The organism is Amycolatopsis stemonae (assembly GCF_054781455.1).
Genome location: NZ_BAAGUJ010000007.1, coordinates 140,238 through 155,386 on the forward strand (window position 1 = coordinate 140,238; position 15,149 = coordinate 155,386).

Below are 15,149 nucleotides of genomic sequence, written 5' to 3' on the forward strand. Positions count from 1 at the left end.
GCCCCGTTACGCCCGATGGACGACGTTCACCCGTCGTCGTCGGCTCCAGCCTGCCGTGCCCGGCCCCGCCGGCGTCATCTCCCCGGGGTGAACCGTCAGACGACGAACCGGCGGTGCGCGTGCGGTTCCAGCGGCATCGCGCCGTGCAGCGCGGCGCGGGCGCGCAGCTCCAGTGCGTGGTCCAGGGGACCGGTGCCGGGCGCCGCCGCGGCGTGGAACGTGCCGCGGTCGAACAGGTAGACCAGCGCGAGCTTCCGCTCGCGGCGGCCGTCCGGCTCGGCGAACTCGACCGTCGCGGACCGCAGGCAGCCGCCGTAGCCCGCCCGCGCCAGCCGGTCCGCGACGTCCACCAGGTCGCTGGTCAGCACGCGCAGGTCGCGGTTGCGGCGCCAGCAGCGGACGGTCGAGCGGCCGTGGAGGTCCTGCGTCACCAGCGGGTGCACCGGCAGCCGCGCCGACGTCGCGGCGATCAGCTCCGCTTCGGTGCGGGCCAGCGCGTCCCCGTCCACCTTGAAGCCGACGGTGCCGCCGCCGGTCGGCGCCAGGCCGAGCGCGGCGCGCACCCGCGGGCCGGCCGCGGCGAGCGTGTAGAGGGACTGCAGGTGCGGGCGGGACGTCCAGCACCGGACGAGCTTGCTGTCCAGCAGGGTCACGACGATGTGTCCTATCTCGGGTAGAGAAAGACCGCCGGGCCGGGCGCACTGGCAATGTCCACAGTGGACGTCAGGCGCGGGGACGCGGGGTCGGAAAGGACAGCATGCGCCCGTGGCCGCCGGTTCCGGACGGGAACCGGACGGTCACGCGGCGAACGGCAGCACCGCGACGGCGAACGGTCATCCGAACGCAGGTTCCACCGATCAGCGGTATCCCGCTCGCCTCAACGCGCCGAGACCACGACCTTTCCGAAGTTCTCCCGGCTCTCGAACCGCCGGAACGCCGCGTCCGCGTCCTCGAACGGGTGAACGCTGTCGATGACCGGCTCGATCGGGCGGACCGCGAGGCGCCGCACGAGGTCCTCGGTGTCGTCCCGGCTGCCCACCCAGGTCTTCCGGATGGTCGCGCCACTGCGGAACAGGTCCATGTAGTCCACCGGCGGGCCCTCGGCCCCGACGAACCCGACGAGCGCGATCTCGGCGTGGTGCGTGCCGGCCGCGACCAGGGACTGGGCGAACGTGCCGGGCCCGCCGACCTCGACGATCCGGTCCGCGCCGCGGCCGCCGGTCGCGTCGAGCACGGCCTTGCCCCACTCCGGCGTCGCGCGGTAGTCGATGACGGTGTCCGCACCGAGCTTCCGCAGGCTTTCGGCCTTCTCCGGGCTCGACGTCGTCGCGACGACCCGCGCGCCGTTCGCCTTGGCCAGCTGCAGCGCGAACAGGGAAACCCCGCCGGTGCCGAGGGTGAGCACGACGTCGGCCGGGCTCAGCGGCGTGCCGCCGTTGAGCGCGGTCCACGCCGTGACGGCGGCGCACGGCAGTGTCGCGCCCTGTTCGTAGGTCAGCGAGTCCGGCAGCGCGACGAGCGCGTTCTCGGAGACGGCCCGGTACTCGGCGAGCCAGCCGTCCTGGGCGTTGCCGTAGCCGCGCAGGGTTTCCGCGGCGGGCAGGCGGCCGCCGATCCAGTTCGAGTGGAAGGCGTCGAGCACGCGGTCGCCGGCCGCGAAGCGCGTGACACCCTCGCCGACGGCGGCGACCTCGCCCGCGGCGTCGGAGACCGGGATCAGGTCCCCCGGCCCGTTGGTGAAGTGGTCGCCGCGCAGGATGAGCAGGTCGCGGTAGTTCAGCGACGTCGCCCGGACCCGGACGAGCACCTCGCCGCGCTGCGGCTCGGGAACGGGTTCTTCCAGCCGGACCAGACGGCCGGCGTGGGACCGGTAGACGTGCACCGCGTCCTCCTCATGTTAATCGATTGGCTAACATCGACCATGGCACAGCGGCCCGCACCGGGGCAACCGGGGATACTCGGACCATGGCCAGCCGCACCGCGACCCCCCTGGAGCACCCGGCCCTCGAGGACGTCACGTTCCCCGAGGCCCTCGAGGCACTGCGCGACCCGCACCGGCTCGCCATGGTCGCCGCGCTCGCCCGCGAGCCCGGTCAGTCGTGCGGTGCGATCATGCCGCCGGTCAGCAAGCCCGCGGCGTCACGGCACTTCAAGATCCTTCGCGCGGCCGGCCTGCTCAAGCAGTGGGACAGCGGCACGCAACGCCTGAACGCCCTGCGTCGCGAAGAGTTCGACGCGCGCTTCCCCGGACTGCTCGGCCTGGCGCTCGCCGAAGCCGCGCGCAGCTGATCCGGATCTTCCCCCGCGTTCTTCCCCAACCAGACATTTAGCATTGCTAATAGATCTGAGTCAGAGCTACTTTGGGGACATGACCGAACTCGCCGAACGGCTGCTGGGTGCCGTCCAGGGCATCCGCCGCGTGGTGCGCCGCCGGGTGCGCGCCGACGTGCCGGACTACCCCCTGCCCGGCGCCCAGGTCGAGGTCCTGCGCGTGGTCGCCGACCACCCCGGCATCGGCGTCGCCGCCGCCGCGCGCGAGCTGCACCTGGCCGCCAACTCCGTCAGCACGCTGGTCAACCAGCTCGACGAAGCCGGTCTGCTGCGCCGTGAACCCGACCCGGCCGACCGGCGCGCGACCCGGCTGGAGATCACGGACGCGGCGCGCGAGCGGATGGCGACCCTGCGGCTCGCCCGCACCGGGATCGTCGCCGGCGCCCTCACCGGACTGTCCGAAGAGGACATCGAGGCGATCGAACACGCGTTGCCGGCACTGGAAAAACTCATGGGCATCCTGAAGGAGCAGCCATGACCGAACCCGCGGTGCGGTGCACCGGGCTCAGCCACTCGTTCGGGACGACCCGCGCCGTCGACGGCGTCGACCTGGAAATCGGCCAAGGCGAGGTGTTCGGCCTGCTCGGCCCGAACGGCGCGGGCAAGACCACCACCCTCCGGATGATCACCACGCTGCTGCCCACCGCACCCGGCCACATCACGGTCTTCGGCGTCGACGTCGCGCGCCGCCGGATGGCCGTGCGCCGGCTGATCGGTTATGTGCCGCAACAGCTTTCCGCCGACGGCGCGCTGACCGGCCGCGAGAACGTCGCGTTGTTCGCGCGGCTCTTCGACGTCCCCCGCGCCCGGCGCGACGGCGAGGTGCGGCGTGCCCTGGACCTCGTCGGGCTGGCGGGCGAAGCCGACCGGGTCGCGAAGGGTTACTCCGGCGGCATGATCCGCCGGCTCGAACTGGCCCAGGCTCTGGTCAGCTCACCGCGGCTGCTGATCCTCGACGAACCGACGATCGGGCTCGACCCCGTCGCCCGCTCGGCCGTCTGGGAACGGATCACGCAGATCCGCACCGACACGGGCATGACCGTGCTCGTCACGACCCACTACATGGACGAGGCCGAGCAGTACTGCGACCGCGTCGCGCTCATGCACGCCGGCCGGATCCGCGCGCTCGGCACGCCCGCCGAGCTCGAAGCGGACCTCGGCCCGGAGTCCACATTGGACGACGTGTTCCGCGCGGTCACCGGCGACCGCCTCGAATCCGACGAAGGAGGGATCCGCAGTGTCCGTGCCGCTCGCCGCACCGCCCGCCGTCTCGGCTGACCCCGGACCGCTGCGCCAGCTGCGCATCCTCGCCGCGCGCGTCGGCGCGATGTGCCTGGTGGAACTGCAGAAGCTGCGCCGCGACCAGACCGAACTGCTCACCAGGGCGATCCAGCCCGCGCTGTGGCTGCTGATCTTCGGGGAGACGTTCACCCGGATCCGGGCGATCCCGACCGGCTCGACGCCGTACCTCGACTACCTCGCGCCCGGCATCCTCGCGCAGTCGGCGTTGTTCATCTCGATCTTCTACGGCATCCAGATCATCTGGGAACGCGACGCCGGCGTGCTCTCCAAGCTCCTGGTGACGCCGACCCCGCGGGCCGCGCTCGTCGCCGGCAAGGCGTTCGCCGCCGGCGTCCGCGCGCTCGTGCAGGCGCTGATGGTGCTGGTCCTGGCCGCGATCCTCGGCGTCGGGCTGACCGTCAACCCGCTGAAGCTGCTCGCGATGGCCGTCGTGCTCGTGCTCGGGTCGGCGTTCTTCTGCTGCCTGTCCATCGTGATCGCCGGCATCGTGCTGTCGCGGGAACGGCTGATGGGCATCGGCCAGGCGATCACGATGCCGCTGTTCTTCGGCTCCAACGCGCTGTACCCGGTGGACCTGATGCCGTCGTGGCTGAAGGTGCTCAGCCACGTCAACCCGCTGAGCTACCAGGTCGACGCGCTGCGCGGGCTGCTGATCGGCACGCCCGCCCACCTCGGGCTCGACTTCGGGGTGCTGGCCGCGGCGACGGTCGCCGCGATCGCCGTCGCGTCCGCGCTGCTCGGCAGGTTGGCCCGGTGAGGCACATGTCTCACCGAACGGAGGCTTCATTCCCGGATGGCTAATCTCGGTTTCGTGAATGGTCGCCCTCGCCTGGCCTCTTTGGTCGTATTGTGCGTTCTCGCCGGAATTCTGGTGGCGGGCACGGTGGCTCCCGCGGCCATCGGCGCGGGCCTGTTGTCGAATCAGGTCAGTGATTCGGTGGACGCCATTTCCGCGCAGCTCGCCGCCGCCGACCCGCCGTTGACCACGACGGTGACCGACCGCGACGGCACCCCGATCGCGACGCTGTACGCGCAGTACCGGCTGCCGGTCACCGCGGCCGGCATCGCGACGACGATGAAGGCCGCGATCATCGCGGTCGAGGACCGCCGGTTCTACACCGAAGGCGGCGTCGACGTGCAGGGCATGCTCCGCGCGGCGATCAACGACAGCGCCGGCGGCTCGCTGCAGGGCGCGTCGACCATCTCGCAGCAGTACGTCAAGAACTACCTCGTGAACGTCGTCGACCGCACCGACCCGGTGGCCCAGGCCGCCGACCGCGAGGACTCGGTCGCGCGCAAGCTGCGGGAAGCGAAAATGGCCGTCCAGCTCAACGACACGATGAGCAAGGACGACATTCTCGCCGATTACCTGAACGTCGTGGAATTCAGCGGCACCGTGTACGGCGTCGGCGCCGCGGCGAAAGCCTACTTCGGGACGACAGCGGACAAATTGACCGTGCCGCAGGCCGCGTTGCTCGCCGGAATGGTGAACAACCCGAGCGTCTACAACCCGTACACGCACCCGGACAAGGCGACGCAGCGGCGCAACCTCGTCATCGACGACATGGTCACCAACGGCTCCATCCCGGCGTCCTACGCCGCGACGGCGAAGGGCGCGCCGCTCGGCGTGCTGCCGAACGGGCCGGTGGCGCCGTCCTCGACGTGCATGGGCGCGGCGCCGGACGCCGGGTTCTTCTGCGCCTACGCGGAAAGCTACCTCGTGCACGCCGGGTTCACCGCGGACCGGCTGGCCACCGGCGGGTACACGATCAAGACCACGCTCGACCCGCGCGTCTCGCAGGTGGCGAAGGACGCCGTCGACGCGAACGTGCCGACCACCCAGGACGGCGTCGCGAACACCTTCGCCGTCGTGCGGCCGGGTTCGACGGGCCACCAGGTGCTCGCCATGGTCGCCAACCGGAACTACGGCACGGACCCGGCGCAGGGCGAGACGTCCACCGACATCGTCTCCGACGCGAGCAACGAGTTCGGCGCGGGCTCGTCGTTCAAGATCTTCACCTCGGCCGCGGCACTCGTCACGGGCAAGGCGGGTCTCGAGACGCCGCTGCCCAACCCGGACAGCCAGTGCTTCCCGGTGCCGGACTCGCACGCGGCGTGCTACACGGTCCACAACGACGGCCACTACGCCGACCCGATCAGCCTCGCCGACGGGCTGGCGACGTCGCCGAACGTCGCGTTCGTCGGGCTCGAGAGCCAGGTCGGGATGCCCGCGGTGCTCGACATGGCCTACAAGCTCGGGCTGCGGAACACCCTCGCGACCAACGACGCGGGAGCCGCGCCGAACCCGGCTTCGAGCAACCCTCAATACAGCCAGCCGCAGTCGCGGTACTTCCAGAATCTGCTGTCGTTCACCCTGGGCAACAGCCCGGTCAGCCCGCTGGAGATGGCGAACGTCTCGGCGACGCTGATGAGCGGCGGCGTCTGGTGCCCGCCGAACCCGATCCTGTCGGTCACGGACCGGAACGGGAACGCCGTCCCGGTGCCGCAGCAGGCGTGCGAGCAGGTCACCCCGACGGGCGTCGCGAACACCCTCGAGGCGGGGCTGAGCAAGGACACCACGAGCGGGACGTCGGCGGAGGCCGCCCACGCGGCCGGCTGGACGCGTCCCGACATCGGCAAGACGGGTACGACGCAGCAGAGCGAGTCGGTCGCGTTCGTCGGCGGCGTCGACGGCTACGCGGTGTCGTCGATGGTCTTCGCCGACGGCTCGCACCCGCGCGAGATCTGCCCGGGCACGCCGGTCCACCTGGGCAACTGCGGTCACGGCGCGTTCGGCGGCACGGTCGCCGCGCCGCCGTACTTCCACGCGATGAGCACGCTGCTGCAGGGCGTGCCGGACCAGCCGATCCCCGGGCCGGACCCGGAGTACCTGACGGCGCGGAACTAGCGCGGTTCGAGGAAGACGAGCGGGATCTCGCGCTCGGTCTTCGTCTGGTACTGCGCGTAGTTCTTGAAGTCGCCGGCGATCTTCGGCCAGAGCTTCGCGCGCTCGTCGGCGTCGGCGACGCGGGCGCGCATCGGCCGCTTCGGCGCACCCTTCAGCGACACCTCGACCTCGGGGTTGTCACGCAGGTTGAGGAACCACGCGGGGTGCGTGTCGTCCCCGCCCCGCGAGGCCACGACGACCAGCGTGTCCCCGTCCTGGTGCGGCGAGGTGAGCAGAACCGACCGCGGCTGCCCGCTCTTGCGGCCGACGGTGGTGAGCTCCAGGACGGGCATGGCGGCGTGCCAGCCGACCCGCCCGCCGGTGAGCTTGATCAGGCCGCGGTGCACGGCGTTCATGGTCTTGAGGGCGAAATCGCTCGGCATGATCACAATCTAGTCCCCGAGTTCCCCGAAACCACCACGCGGCGGCGCGCCGGTGTGCGAGGCTGCGCCGCGAAGAGACGAACTGGGAGAAAGAAGCACCGATGCTGATCTGGGGCTGGCGCACACGCGTCTACGTACTGGCGATGACCACCTTCCTGTGCGGCCGCTGCGGCAACCCGGCGTCGCACTCGGTCCGCAAGGCGGTCACGAAGTTCACGCTGTTCTTCATCCCGCTCTTCCCGATCGGCGTCAAGTATTCGGCGCAGTGCACGTTCTGCGGGGTGGAGAACCGCATCTCGAAGGAGGACGCCGTCCGCCTGCAGGAGCAGGAATCCGCGGCGCAGGCGTCCCCGGCTCAGGGCTTCCCGGCCCAGGCTTCCCCGGCGCAGGGTTTCCCCGCGCAGCAGGGCATGCCCCAGCAGGGTTTCCCGTCGCCGCACCCGTCGCAGCCGCAGGGCTTCCCGCAGCCGCAGCACCCGTCGCAGGGCTTCCAGCAGCCGTACCCGCAGCAGGGCCAGCAACCCCACCAGGGCAACTGACCCACCCGACGCTCGGCACCCGGGCCCGGCGCACGCCGACGCCGGGGTCGAGCTGTCCAATCCGGACAAACGGCTACCAATCGAGCCAAATCACGCCCAGCACGGCGCCATCGCAACCCACGACCCGTGTCACCACGGACCCCCCGCGCACCCAACCCATCGCAACGGGCCACCGCGATCGCGCCCAGCCGATCACCGCGTCCCGCCGACCTCAGGCACCGACCGGCGCGAACCCCGCGGTCTGCCGCGCAATCCGAGCCGCGATCCTCGCGAACCCACCACACGCGGCCCCGAGCAGCACCACATCGACCGCGGCCCCGGCTCCACCCGGCCAGTCCCGCTTCTCCGCCCACGCCCGCAGCTCCTTCTCGGCAGCACCGGCGAGCGCGACCGCCTCGTCAAGCCCGGCAGCGTCCCCGCCCGCGAGCAGTTCCCGCAGCGCCCGAGCGGCGTCCACCGCGTGCGCCCCGAGCCGGGCGAGCACCGGCCGCGCCGCCGACGGCACGGGTCCCCGCGACTCCGCGACCTCCCGCGCAAGTCCACCCATCCGAGTGAGATCGGCAGCGGTGTGGACGGCGGCGACGACCGCCTTCACGTCCCTCTCCCGCGGCGCGTGCAGGGCCAGCAGCGCACACGCCTGGTCCTCGCACGCGGCCCCGAGCGAGTCCACCGCCGAAGCCTGTTCCCGCGCACGTCCGCCCAGCGTGTGGTCACTTTCGAGCGCGCACCGCGTGGTCTCTTCGAGCGCACTCGCGACCAGTGCGCACAGGTCCGCCAGCCGGTGGGCGAGCGTGACCAGCTCCTTCTGAAACGCCGTCGGCATGGCGGCAGGAAACCAGCCCGGCCGGGTGTCGGCATCTCGTCGCCCGGACCGGAATTGTCGGACCCCCGTGCTCTCCTCGTCGGCGAGAGCGGTGCACCCCGCACCCGCTGGAGAAGGAGGAGACCGATGGCAGGCGAAACGCTGGTCACCGTGGTCGGCAACCTGACGACCGACCCGGAGCTGAGGTTCACCCCGTCCGGCGCGGCGGTCGCGAACTTCACGGTCGCGTCCACGCCCCGCACGTTCGACCGCGATTCGGGGGCCTGGCGCGACGGCGAACCGATGTTCCTGCGCTGCAGCGTGTGGCGGCAGTACGCGGAGAACGTCGCGGAGTCGCTTCGCCGCGGAGCGCACGTAGTCGTCCAGGGCCGGCTGAGACAGCGGTCGTACGACACGAAGGAGGGCGAGAAGCGCACCGTGACGGAGCTGGACGTCGACGAGGTCGGCCCGGCCCTGCGCTACGCCACGGCGCAGGTGACCAAGGCCGTCCGGGCGGTGGCCGGGGAGCCGGGCAGTCCGTGGACGCCGGAACCGGCCGTCTCCGAATCGCCGCCGTTCTGACTCCCATCCGGTCACGCCCGGCGTTCGAAAGCCCGTTGACGGGAAGTCGACCCGGGCTCGACCGGTGGCGCTGACGATGGACGGGACGCACTGGCCCGACCGATTCCGGACGCGCTGTCGAAATCCCGTCAGCTGGTTCGACGCATGAGCAGACAGAGGTCGAACCACGAGCGGAGGGACCGAGATGAACGGGAACGAACGGACCGGATCACCGGCCGTGCCGAACCACCGGATGCTGGCGATGCTGCGAGCGGTCGGCGCGGGCCGCGGCCGGGTGTCCTGCAGCAGTGAACCGGACTTGTTCATCGACGGCCTGTCGTGCGGCGACCAGTTCGCGGCCCACGCGCTGGCCCACCTGGGCCTGGTCCGCGCGGCCCGCCCCGGCCTCCCGGGCGAGCTGGTCCCGGCGATCCTGACGGCTGACGGCCAAGCAATCGTCTCGGCCCAGCACCGGCAAACGGCCGCCTGACCCCCGGCGGCCCCGAAGCTTGACAACTCCAGAAGGAATCGCGGCGCTGACCGAGCCCGCACCACCCGAGCCTCCCCGGCCGACGCGACTACCGTGGCGCCCATGAGCAACACCGAGGCAGCCCCCGCCGAGCTCGCCTGTGGCGACCGGCCCACGGCCGCCGACCCCGAGCGCCCGGCCGTCGAGATCCTCACCCCGCGCGAGGTCCCCCTGGGCGGCCCGCGGGCGATGCGGGTCCGGCGCACCCTCCCGCAGCGGGCCCGCTCGCTGATCGGCGCCTGGTGCTTCGCCGACCACTACGGCCCGGACGAGGTCGCCGGCGCCGGCGCGATGGACGTGGCCCCGCACCCGCACACCGGCCTCCAGACGGTGAGCTGGCTGTTCGCCGGCGAAATCGAGCACCACGACAGCCTCGGCACCCACGCGATGGTGCGCCCCGGCGAGCTGAACCTGATGACCGGCGGGCACGGCATCTGCCACTCGGAGGTCTCGACCGCGGCCACGAAGACGCTCCACGGCGTCCAGCTCTGGGTCGCGCTGCCCGAGCGGCACCGGCACACGGCGCGGGCCTTCGACCACTACGTGCCGTCGGTGAACCGGATCGAGGGCGCCGAAATCCGGGTGTTCCTCGGTTCGCTGGCCGGGCGCACGTCCCCGATCCCGACGTTCACCCCGCTGCTGGGCGCGGAAATCGTCCTGGGCCCGGACGCTCACATGTCCCTCGGCGTCGACCCGCGCTTCGAGCACGGCGTCCTGGTCGACACCGGCGACGTGGTCGTCGCGGGCACCCGTGTCCGCGCGGCGGAACTGGGCTACGTCGGCATCGGCGTGCACTCCCTGACGCTGAGCAACCGAGGCACGGCGCCCGCCCGGTTCCTCCTGCTCGGCGGGACCCCGTTCGACGAAGAAATCCTGATGTGGTGGAACTTCGTCGGCCGGACCCACGAGGAGATCGCCGCCTTCCGCGAGGCGTGGCAGGCGGAATCCGACCAGTTCGGCAAGGTCGACGGCTACACGGGCACCCCGCAACGCCTCCCCGCGCCGGAGCTGCCGGCCGTCCGCATCAAGCCGCGCCGGAACCCGGGTTCAGGCCAGGAAACCCGCCACGGCTGAGACGAACGCGGGCCCGTCGTCCAGCCAGGGATAGTGCGCGGCGCCGGGCATGACGGCCACGCGGCCGGCAGGGAAAAGCGCGGCGAACTCGGCCGCGACGGCCGGGCTGGCGATCCAGTCCAGCTCGCCGGCGACCACCAGGACCGGAGCCTCGACCGCACCGAGAGCGGCTCGCGTGACTTCGGGTTCGAAGGCACCGTCGGCGTTGAAGGCGCGCGCGGCGACGCCGTTGCGCTGACCGGGCTCGGCGGCCTGGTGCCGCCGGGCGGCGTCGTCCCAGCGGCCGTAGTACATCGGCGCGACGGCCGCCCAGTCGGCGCTGGTCGCCGTCCTGGCGGCGATGGCCTCGTAGGCCGCGGCGGCCGCGGCGAACCAGGGCTCGCCCGCCCGCCGGGCCATGATCAGCCGTCGTTCGCCGACGGACAGCGGGAAACCGACGGCCCGCGGGCTGGGCGTCACGAGCACGAGCCGGCGCAGCCGTCCGGGATACCGGGCGGCGTACAGCACGGCCAGGCTCGCCCCGGCCGAGTGCCCCAGCAGGTCGAACCGCTCGAGCCCGAGGTGCTTGCGCAGCGCCTCGACGTCCTCGACCTGCCGGTCACACCGGTAGGTCGCCGGGTCGGCGGGTTCTTCGGATTCCCCGGTCCCCCGCAGGTCCGGCACAGCGAGCCGGCGCCGGGCTGCCAGCCCGCCGAGCTCACCGAGGTACGCCCCGGCCCGCATCGGCCCGCCCGGGAGGCAGACCAGGGGCGGCTCGCCACCGGAACCCAGGAGCCGGCAGGCGAGCGCGGTCCCGTCAGGCGCGGGGAAGATCGGCATTCCCGACCCTGGCACCTCCCGGCCACGCCGGGCAAGCCTTCACTTCGCCCGGGCGAGATAGGCGTCCAGCGTCGCCAGCCGGTGTCCCCGCGCGAACCCCTCGACCTCCGCCGGATCGGCCCCCGCCTCGATCAGCTCGAGCAGGCGCTCGTGCTCCTCGACGGACTTCGGGGCGCGCCCCGGCACCGAGGCGAACGTGCTGTCGCGGACCGCGGCGAGACGGGTCCAGCAGCGCTGCACCAGGTCGACCAGGTTCGGGTTCGGGCAGGCGCCGAACAGCACCTCGTGGAACTCGGCGTTCAGCGCGGTGAAGGCCAGGGGGTCGAACTCGGCGAGGCTGCGGCGCATCCGCTCGTTCAGGGAACGGGCACGCGCCAGGGCCTCCGGCGTGAGCAACGGCGCGGCGAGACCGGTCGCCGCCCCCTCCACGATCGCCACGGTCTGCATCGCGTGCCGGTACTCCGTGGGGTCGATGGCCACCACCCGGGCACCGACGTTCCGCTCGAACTGGATCAGCTCCTCGGCCTCGAGCCGGCGCAGGGCCTCGCGGACCGGCACCGCGCTGACGTCGAGCTCGCGGCCGATCTGGTCGAGCACCAGCCGGTACCCGGGCCCGTAGCGGCCGTCGAGGATCCTGGCTTTGATCGTCTCGTAGGCCAGCTGGGACTTCGTGACCGGTCTTCCCGAGGACGCGCTGATCATGTAGGAAACCATATATGGTCCTGCCGACGGACGACGCCCAGGAGGCCGTGCCGATGCCGATCCCCCAGCCCGCGCCGACCGCGGCCGACCTGATCGTCGACGGGCTGCGGGCCCACGGCGTGGACACCGTCTTCGGACTGCCCGGCGTGCAGACCTACGACCTGTTCGACAGCCTGGCCCGCGCGGGGGACGCCATCCGGGTGATCGGCGCCCGGCACGAGCAGACCGTCGCCTACATGGCGTTCGGCTACGCCCAGGCGACCGGGCGGACGGGCGTCTACACCGTGGTGCCCGGTCCCGGCGTCCTCAACGCGTCGGCCGCGCTGCTCTCGGCGCACGGTGCGAGCGCGCCGGTCCTGTGCCTCACGAGCGAGATCCCGCGCGCCTACCTCGGCCGCGGGCTCGGGCACCTGCACGAGATGCCCGACCAGCTGGCCACCCTCCGGACGATGACCAAGTGGTCGGCGCTGGTGGAGCACCCGGTCGAGGTGCCGGACGCGCTGGCGACCGCGTTCGGGGAGGCGGCGGGCGGGCGGCCGAGGCCGGTGTCCCTGGCCGTCCCGTGGGACGTCCTGGGCCTGCGGGCTCCCGCGACGGTCGCCGGGCCGCGCCCGCTCCCCCGGCCGGCCGTCGACCCGGCTGCCGTCGCCGAGGCGGCGGAACTGCTGGCCGGTGCGAAGAACCCGATGATCATGGTGGGCGGCGGCGCCCGGCACGCGGCCGCCGAGGTCCGGGCGCTGGCCGAACGGCTGCAGGCGCCGGTGGTGCCGTTCCGCGGCGGGCGCGGCATCGTCGGCGACGACCACCCGCTGGGCTTCACCTGCGTCTCCGGGTTCGAACGGTGGGCCGAGACGGACGTCGTGATCGGCATCGGGTCGCGGATGGAGCTGTCGTGGTTCCGCTGGCCGGAAAAGCCCGCCGGGCTGAAGACCGTCCTGCTCGACATCGACCCGCGGCAGGCGACCCGGCTGGCGGCGGACGTCGCGATCGTCGCCGACGCGGCCGACGCGACGGCCGCGCTGACCGAGGCCGCAGGTCCACAAAGGACGGACCGGACCGAGGAGTTCACGGCGGTGAAGGCCACCGTGGCCGAACGCTTCGCGGACGTCGGGCCGGAGCTGGAGTACCTTCAGGCGATCCGGGACGTGCTGCCCCGCGACGGTTTCTTCGTCGAAGAGATCTGCCAGGTCGGCTTCGCGTCCTACTTCGGGTTCGAGGTCTACTCGCCCCGCACCTTCGTCACGTGCGGCCACCAGGGCACGCTCGGCTTCGGCTATCCGACGGCACTCGGCGTGCAGGCGGCGTTCCCCGACCGCCCGGTGGTCTCGGTGACCGGGGACGGCGGTTTCATGTTCGCCGCCCAGGAGCTCGCGACGGCCGTCCAGTACGGGCTGAACGTGGTGGCGGTCGTGTTCGACAACGGCTACTACGGCAACGTCCACCTCGACCAGGAGCGGCTGTTCGAGGGCCGGGCGCTCGGCGGGCGGCTGCGGAACCCGGACTTCGCGCGGCTCGCCGAGACGTTCGGCGCGCTCGGCCTCACCGCGCGCACCCCGGACGACCTGCGCGGCGCGCTGGAGAAGGCGTTCGCCGCGGGCCGGCCGGCCCTGGTGCACGTGCTGTGCGAGCTGGGCGTCGGCGCCTCGCCGTGGAAGTACCTGATGCCGAAGTCGGACCGCAGCTAGCCGGCGGCCACACGCTCGAGCGCGGCGAACACGCGGTCGACGTCGGCGGTGGTCGTCCGCCAGTTGCTGAAGGCGGCCCGGAGGGCGGGCCGGCCGTCGTACACGGTGGGGGTCAAGAAGGTGGTCCCGTCCTCGGCGATGGCACGCACGAGGGCGTCGACGTCACCCCCGGCGGCCGGGGCGAAGCAGACGACGTTCAGCCGCACCGGTGCGAGCAGCCGCCAGCGCGGCGATCCGTCGAGGCGCGCGCCGAGGTCCCGGGCGAGGGCGACGCACCGCTCGACGATCTCGCGGTGCCCGTCCCGGCCGTAGGCGACGAGCGAGAACCAGGCCGGGAGGGCGCGCAGCCGCCGGGAGTTCTCGGGCGTGAGGTGCAGGAAGTCCGGGTCGTCGCCGATTTCGCCGAGGTAGGCGGCGTTGTTGCCGAACACGCGCAGCTGCAGGTCGCGGCGGCGGGTGAACTGGACGGCGGAGTCGTAGGGCACGTTGAGCCACTTGTGCAGGTCGATGACGACCGAGTCGGCCTGGTCGAGGCCCGCGGTCAGCGCTGCGTGCTGCGGGGCCAGCGCGGCGAAGCCGCCGAACGCGGCGTCGACGTGCAGCCAGAAGTCGTACCGCTGCTTGAGCGCGGCGATCGCGCGCAGGTCGTCGAAGTCGACGGTGTTCACCGTGCCCGCGTTCGCGACGACGACGATCGGGCCGTCCTGCTCGTCGAGCGCCTCGGCGAGTTTCGCCACGTCGACGGCTTCGCGGTCCGGGAGCACCGGCACCTTCCGGAGCGCCGAACGGCCCATCCCGAGGAACGACAACGCTTTCAGGATGCTCGAGTGCGGCGAGCCGGACAGCACGGTGACCGGGCCGAGCGCCGCGGCGCCGTCGTCGGACACCGCCACCCCGGCGCGCTCGCCGAGCCATTCGCGGGCGATGGCGAGGCCGGTGACGGTGGACATCGTGGCCCCGGTGACGAAGGCGCCGGAGAACTCCGGGCCGAGCCCGAACAACTCGGCCAGCCAGCCGACCGTCTCGCGTTCCAGGTCCTGCGCCGAGGAATCCATGCCACTGGCGGGGTTCTGGTCATAGGTGGCGGTGAGCCAGTCACCGGCCAGCGACGCCGGAGTCGCACCGCCGGTGACGAACCCGAGGTACCGCGGCCCGGCGCTCCCCGCGAAGCCGCCTTCCCAGCGCTGCGAAAACTCCTCCAGCGCCCCACGCGCGCCAACCCCTTCACGCGGCAAAGGCGCGCGAACGACATCGCCGGGCGGAACGGCAGCAGCCCGCTCAGACAGCCCGGCCAGCGCCTCGCCGGCAAGTTTCCGCGCGGCATCAAGAAGTTCGGGCAAGGACTTCAGGTCTTCGGCAAGCCTAGGATGCACAACCCCGACGCTAGGCCGCCCACCAACGCCTGTCGCGGTCCAATCCACCAAAACTGGCCCGCCACCCGTGTCGACCCGCCAATCACACGTGATGCCCCTTCA

General features: G+C 72.3%; 17 protein-coding genes. 10 read left to right on the forward strand and 7 right to left on the reverse strand.

Going from position 1 to position 15,149, the window contains the following annotated elements:
* Positions 1-95: 95 nt before the first annotated feature.
* On the reverse strand, positions 96-653 hold the full coding sequence (gene pspAB / locus ACYVLJ_RS25860; RefSeq protein ID WP_451983277.1) for a PspA-associated protein PspAB: 558 nt from the start codon (positions 651-653) through the stop codon (positions 96-98).
* Positions 654-877: 224 nt separating this feature from the next.
* On the reverse strand, positions 878-1,882 hold the full coding sequence (locus ACYVLJ_RS25865) for a zinc-dependent alcohol dehydrogenase family protein (protein ID WP_460440672.1): 1,005 nt from the start codon (positions 1,880-1,882) through the stop codon (positions 878-880).
* An 83-nt stretch (positions 1,883-1,965) separates the two neighbouring features.
* Between ACYVLJ_RS25865 and ACYVLJ_RS25870 the strand changes: the two genes are divergently transcribed.
* The 5 genes from ACYVLJ_RS25870 to ACYVLJ_RS25890 all read left to right on the forward strand — a co-directional run bounded on the left by ACYVLJ_RS25870 (position 1,966) and on the right by ACYVLJ_RS25890 (position 6,541).
* Positions 1,966-2,289, forward strand: coding sequence for an ArsR/SmtB family transcription factor (locus ACYVLJ_RS25870; protein WP_460440673.1), 324 nt, complete (start codon positions 1,966-1,968; stop codon positions 2,287-2,289).
* Positions 2,290-2,368: 79 nt separating this feature from the next.
* Positions 2,369-2,809: a MarR family winged helix-turn-helix transcriptional regulator gene (locus ACYVLJ_RS25875; protein WP_451983286.1), complete on the forward strand. Its 441-nt coding sequence runs from the start codon at positions 2,369-2,371 to the stop codon at positions 2,807-2,809.
* Positions 2,806-3,609: an ABC transporter ATP-binding protein gene (locus ACYVLJ_RS25880; RefSeq protein ID WP_451983289.1), complete on the forward strand. Its 804-nt coding sequence runs from the start codon at positions 2,806-2,808 to the stop codon at positions 3,607-3,609. The genes ACYVLJ_RS25875 and ACYVLJ_RS25880 overlap by 4 nt, the downstream gene beginning before the upstream one ends.
* On the forward strand, positions 3,569-4,390 hold the full coding sequence (locus ACYVLJ_RS25885; RefSeq protein WP_451983292.1) for an ABC transporter permease: 822 nt from the start codon (positions 3,569-3,571) through the stop codon (positions 4,388-4,390). Before ACYVLJ_RS25880 ends, ACYVLJ_RS25885 begins: the two co-directional genes overlap by 41 nt.
* A 36-nt stretch (positions 4,391-4,426) precedes the next feature.
* Entirely contained in the window at positions 4,427-6,541 is a 2,115-nt protein-coding gene (locus ACYVLJ_RS25890) for a transglycosylase domain-containing protein (RefSeq protein WP_460440674.1), read from the forward strand.
* Here the strand turns inward: ACYVLJ_RS25890 and ACYVLJ_RS25895 are convergent.
* Complete coding sequence (locus ACYVLJ_RS25895) at positions 6,538-6,963, reverse strand: nitroreductase/quinone reductase family protein (RefSeq protein WP_451983298.1); 426 nt, start codon at positions 6,961-6,963, stop codon at positions 6,538-6,540. The genes ACYVLJ_RS25890 and ACYVLJ_RS25895 overlap by 4 nt on opposite strands.
* Positions 6,964-7,064: 101 nt before the next feature.
* Between ACYVLJ_RS25895 and ACYVLJ_RS25900 the strand changes: the two genes are divergently transcribed.
* Positions 7,065-7,502 (forward strand): zinc ribbon domain-containing protein, encoded by a 438-nt coding sequence (locus ACYVLJ_RS25900; protein ID WP_460440675.1) that lies wholly within the window; start codon positions 7,065-7,067, stop codon positions 7,500-7,502.
* 211 nt (positions 7,503-7,713) lie between these two features.
* Here ACYVLJ_RS25900 and ACYVLJ_RS25905 read toward each other — a convergent pair whose 3' ends face one another.
* Positions 7,714-8,325 carry a phosphate signaling complex PhoU family protein gene (locus tag ACYVLJ_RS25905; protein WP_460440676.1) on the reverse strand — a complete coding sequence of 204 codons (612 nt, stop codon included), beginning with the start codon at positions 8,323-8,325 and terminating at the stop codon, positions 7,714-7,716.
* A gap of 126 nt (positions 8,326-8,451) precedes the next feature.
* On the opposite strand from ACYVLJ_RS25905, the gene ACYVLJ_RS25910 reads away from it, so the two are divergent.
* The 3 genes from ACYVLJ_RS25910 to ACYVLJ_RS25920 all read left to right on the forward strand — a co-directional run bounded on the left by ACYVLJ_RS25910 (position 8,452) and on the right by ACYVLJ_RS25920 (position 10,468).
* Positions 8,452-8,886: a single-stranded DNA-binding protein gene (locus ACYVLJ_RS25910; RefSeq protein ID WP_451983307.1), complete on the forward strand. Its 435-nt coding sequence runs from the start codon at positions 8,452-8,454 to the stop codon at positions 8,884-8,886.
* 184 nt (positions 8,887-9,070) lie between these two features.
* Complete coding sequence (locus ACYVLJ_RS25915; protein WP_460440677.1) at positions 9,071-9,355, forward strand: hypothetical protein; 285 nt, start codon at positions 9,071-9,073, stop codon at positions 9,353-9,355.
* Between the two features lie 102 nt (positions 9,356-9,457).
* Complete coding sequence (locus ACYVLJ_RS25920) at positions 9,458-10,468, forward strand: pirin family protein (RefSeq protein WP_460440678.1); 1,011 nt, start codon at positions 9,458-9,460, stop codon at positions 10,466-10,468.
* Here the strand turns inward: ACYVLJ_RS25920 and ACYVLJ_RS25925 are convergent.
* Together ACYVLJ_RS25925 and ACYVLJ_RS25930 are read right to left on the reverse strand one after the other, a co-directional pair.
* Complete coding sequence (locus tag ACYVLJ_RS25925) at positions 10,442-11,287, reverse strand: alpha/beta fold hydrolase (protein ID WP_460440679.1); 846 nt, start codon at positions 11,285-11,287, stop codon at positions 10,442-10,444. The two genes, ACYVLJ_RS25920 and ACYVLJ_RS25925, sit on opposite strands and share 27 nt — an antisense overlap.
* A 39-nt stretch (positions 11,288-11,326) precedes the next feature.
* A complete protein-coding gene (locus tag ACYVLJ_RS25930) occupies positions 11,327-12,001 on the reverse strand; it encodes a GntR family transcriptional regulator (protein ID WP_460440680.1) in 675 nt (224 codons plus the stop codon).
* A gap of 2 nt (positions 12,002-12,003) precedes the next feature.
* Between ACYVLJ_RS25930 and ACYVLJ_RS25935 the strand changes: the two genes are divergently transcribed.
* Positions 12,004-13,674, forward strand: a complete 1,671-nt coding sequence (locus tag ACYVLJ_RS25935) for a thiamine pyrophosphate-dependent enzyme (protein WP_460440681.1) — start codon at positions 12,004-12,006, stop codon at positions 13,672-13,674.
* Here the strand turns inward: ACYVLJ_RS25935 and ACYVLJ_RS25940 are convergent.
* The gene (locus tag ACYVLJ_RS25940) at positions 13,671-15,047 is read right to left on the reverse strand and encodes a pyridoxal phosphate-dependent decarboxylase family protein (RefSeq protein ID WP_460440682.1); all 1,377 of its coding nucleotides are present in this window, start codon (positions 15,045-15,047) and stop codon (positions 13,671-13,673) included. The genes ACYVLJ_RS25935 and ACYVLJ_RS25940 overlap by 4 nt on opposite strands.
* Positions 15,048-15,149 lie beyond the last annotated feature (102 nt).

What these genes read in the sequence shown, in the direction of transcription:
- ACYVLJ_RS25870 (WP_460440673.1), top strand. Translation starts at nt 1,966, where the DNA reads ATGGCCAGCCGCACCGCGACCCCCCTGGAGCACCCGGCCCTCGAGGAC.
- ACYVLJ_RS25875 (WP_451983286.1), top strand. Translation starts at nt 2,369, where the DNA reads ATGACCGAACTCGCCGAACGGCTGCTGGGTGCCGTCCAGGGCATCCGC.
- ACYVLJ_RS25880 (WP_451983289.1), top strand. Translation starts at nt 2,806, where the DNA reads ATGACCGAACCCGCGGTGCGGTGCACCGGGCTCAGCCACTCGTTCGGG.
- ACYVLJ_RS25890 (WP_460440674.1), top strand. Translation starts at nt 4,427, where the DNA reads ATGGCTAATCTCGGTTTCGTGAATGGTCGCCCTCGCCTGGCCTCTTTG.
- ACYVLJ_RS25895 (WP_451983298.1), bottom strand. Translation starts at nt 6,963, where the DNA reads ATGCCGAGCGATTTCGCCCTCAAGACCATGAACGCCGTGCACCGCGGC.
- ACYVLJ_RS25900 (WP_460440675.1), top strand. Translation starts at nt 7,065, where the DNA reads ATGCTGATCTGGGGCTGGCGCACACGCGTCTACGTACTGGCGATGACC.
- ACYVLJ_RS25905 (WP_460440676.1), bottom strand. Translation starts at nt 8,325, where the DNA reads ATGCCGACGGCGTTTCAGAAGGAGCTGGTCACGCTCGCCCACCGGCTG.
- ACYVLJ_RS25910 (WP_451983307.1), top strand. Translation starts at nt 8,452, where the DNA reads ATGGCAGGCGAAACGCTGGTCACCGTGGTCGGCAACCTGACGACCGAC.
- ACYVLJ_RS25915 (WP_460440677.1), top strand. Translation starts at nt 9,071, where the DNA reads ATGAACGGGAACGAACGGACCGGATCACCGGCCGTGCCGAACCACCGG.
- ACYVLJ_RS25920 (WP_460440678.1), top strand. Translation starts at nt 9,458, where the DNA reads ATGAGCAACACCGAGGCAGCCCCCGCCGAGCTCGCCTGTGGCGACCGG.
- ACYVLJ_RS25925 (WP_460440679.1), bottom strand. Translation starts at nt 11,287, where the DNA reads ATGCCGATCTTCCCCGCGCCTGACGGGACCGCGCTCGCCTGCCGGCTC.
- ACYVLJ_RS25930 (WP_460440680.1), bottom strand. Translation starts at nt 12,001, where the DNA reads ATGGTTTCCTACATGATCAGCGCGTCCTCGGGAAGACCGGTCACGAAG.
- ACYVLJ_RS25935 (WP_460440681.1), top strand. Translation starts at nt 12,004, where the DNA reads ATGGTCCTGCCGACGGACGACGCCCAGGAGGCCGTGCCGATGCCGATC.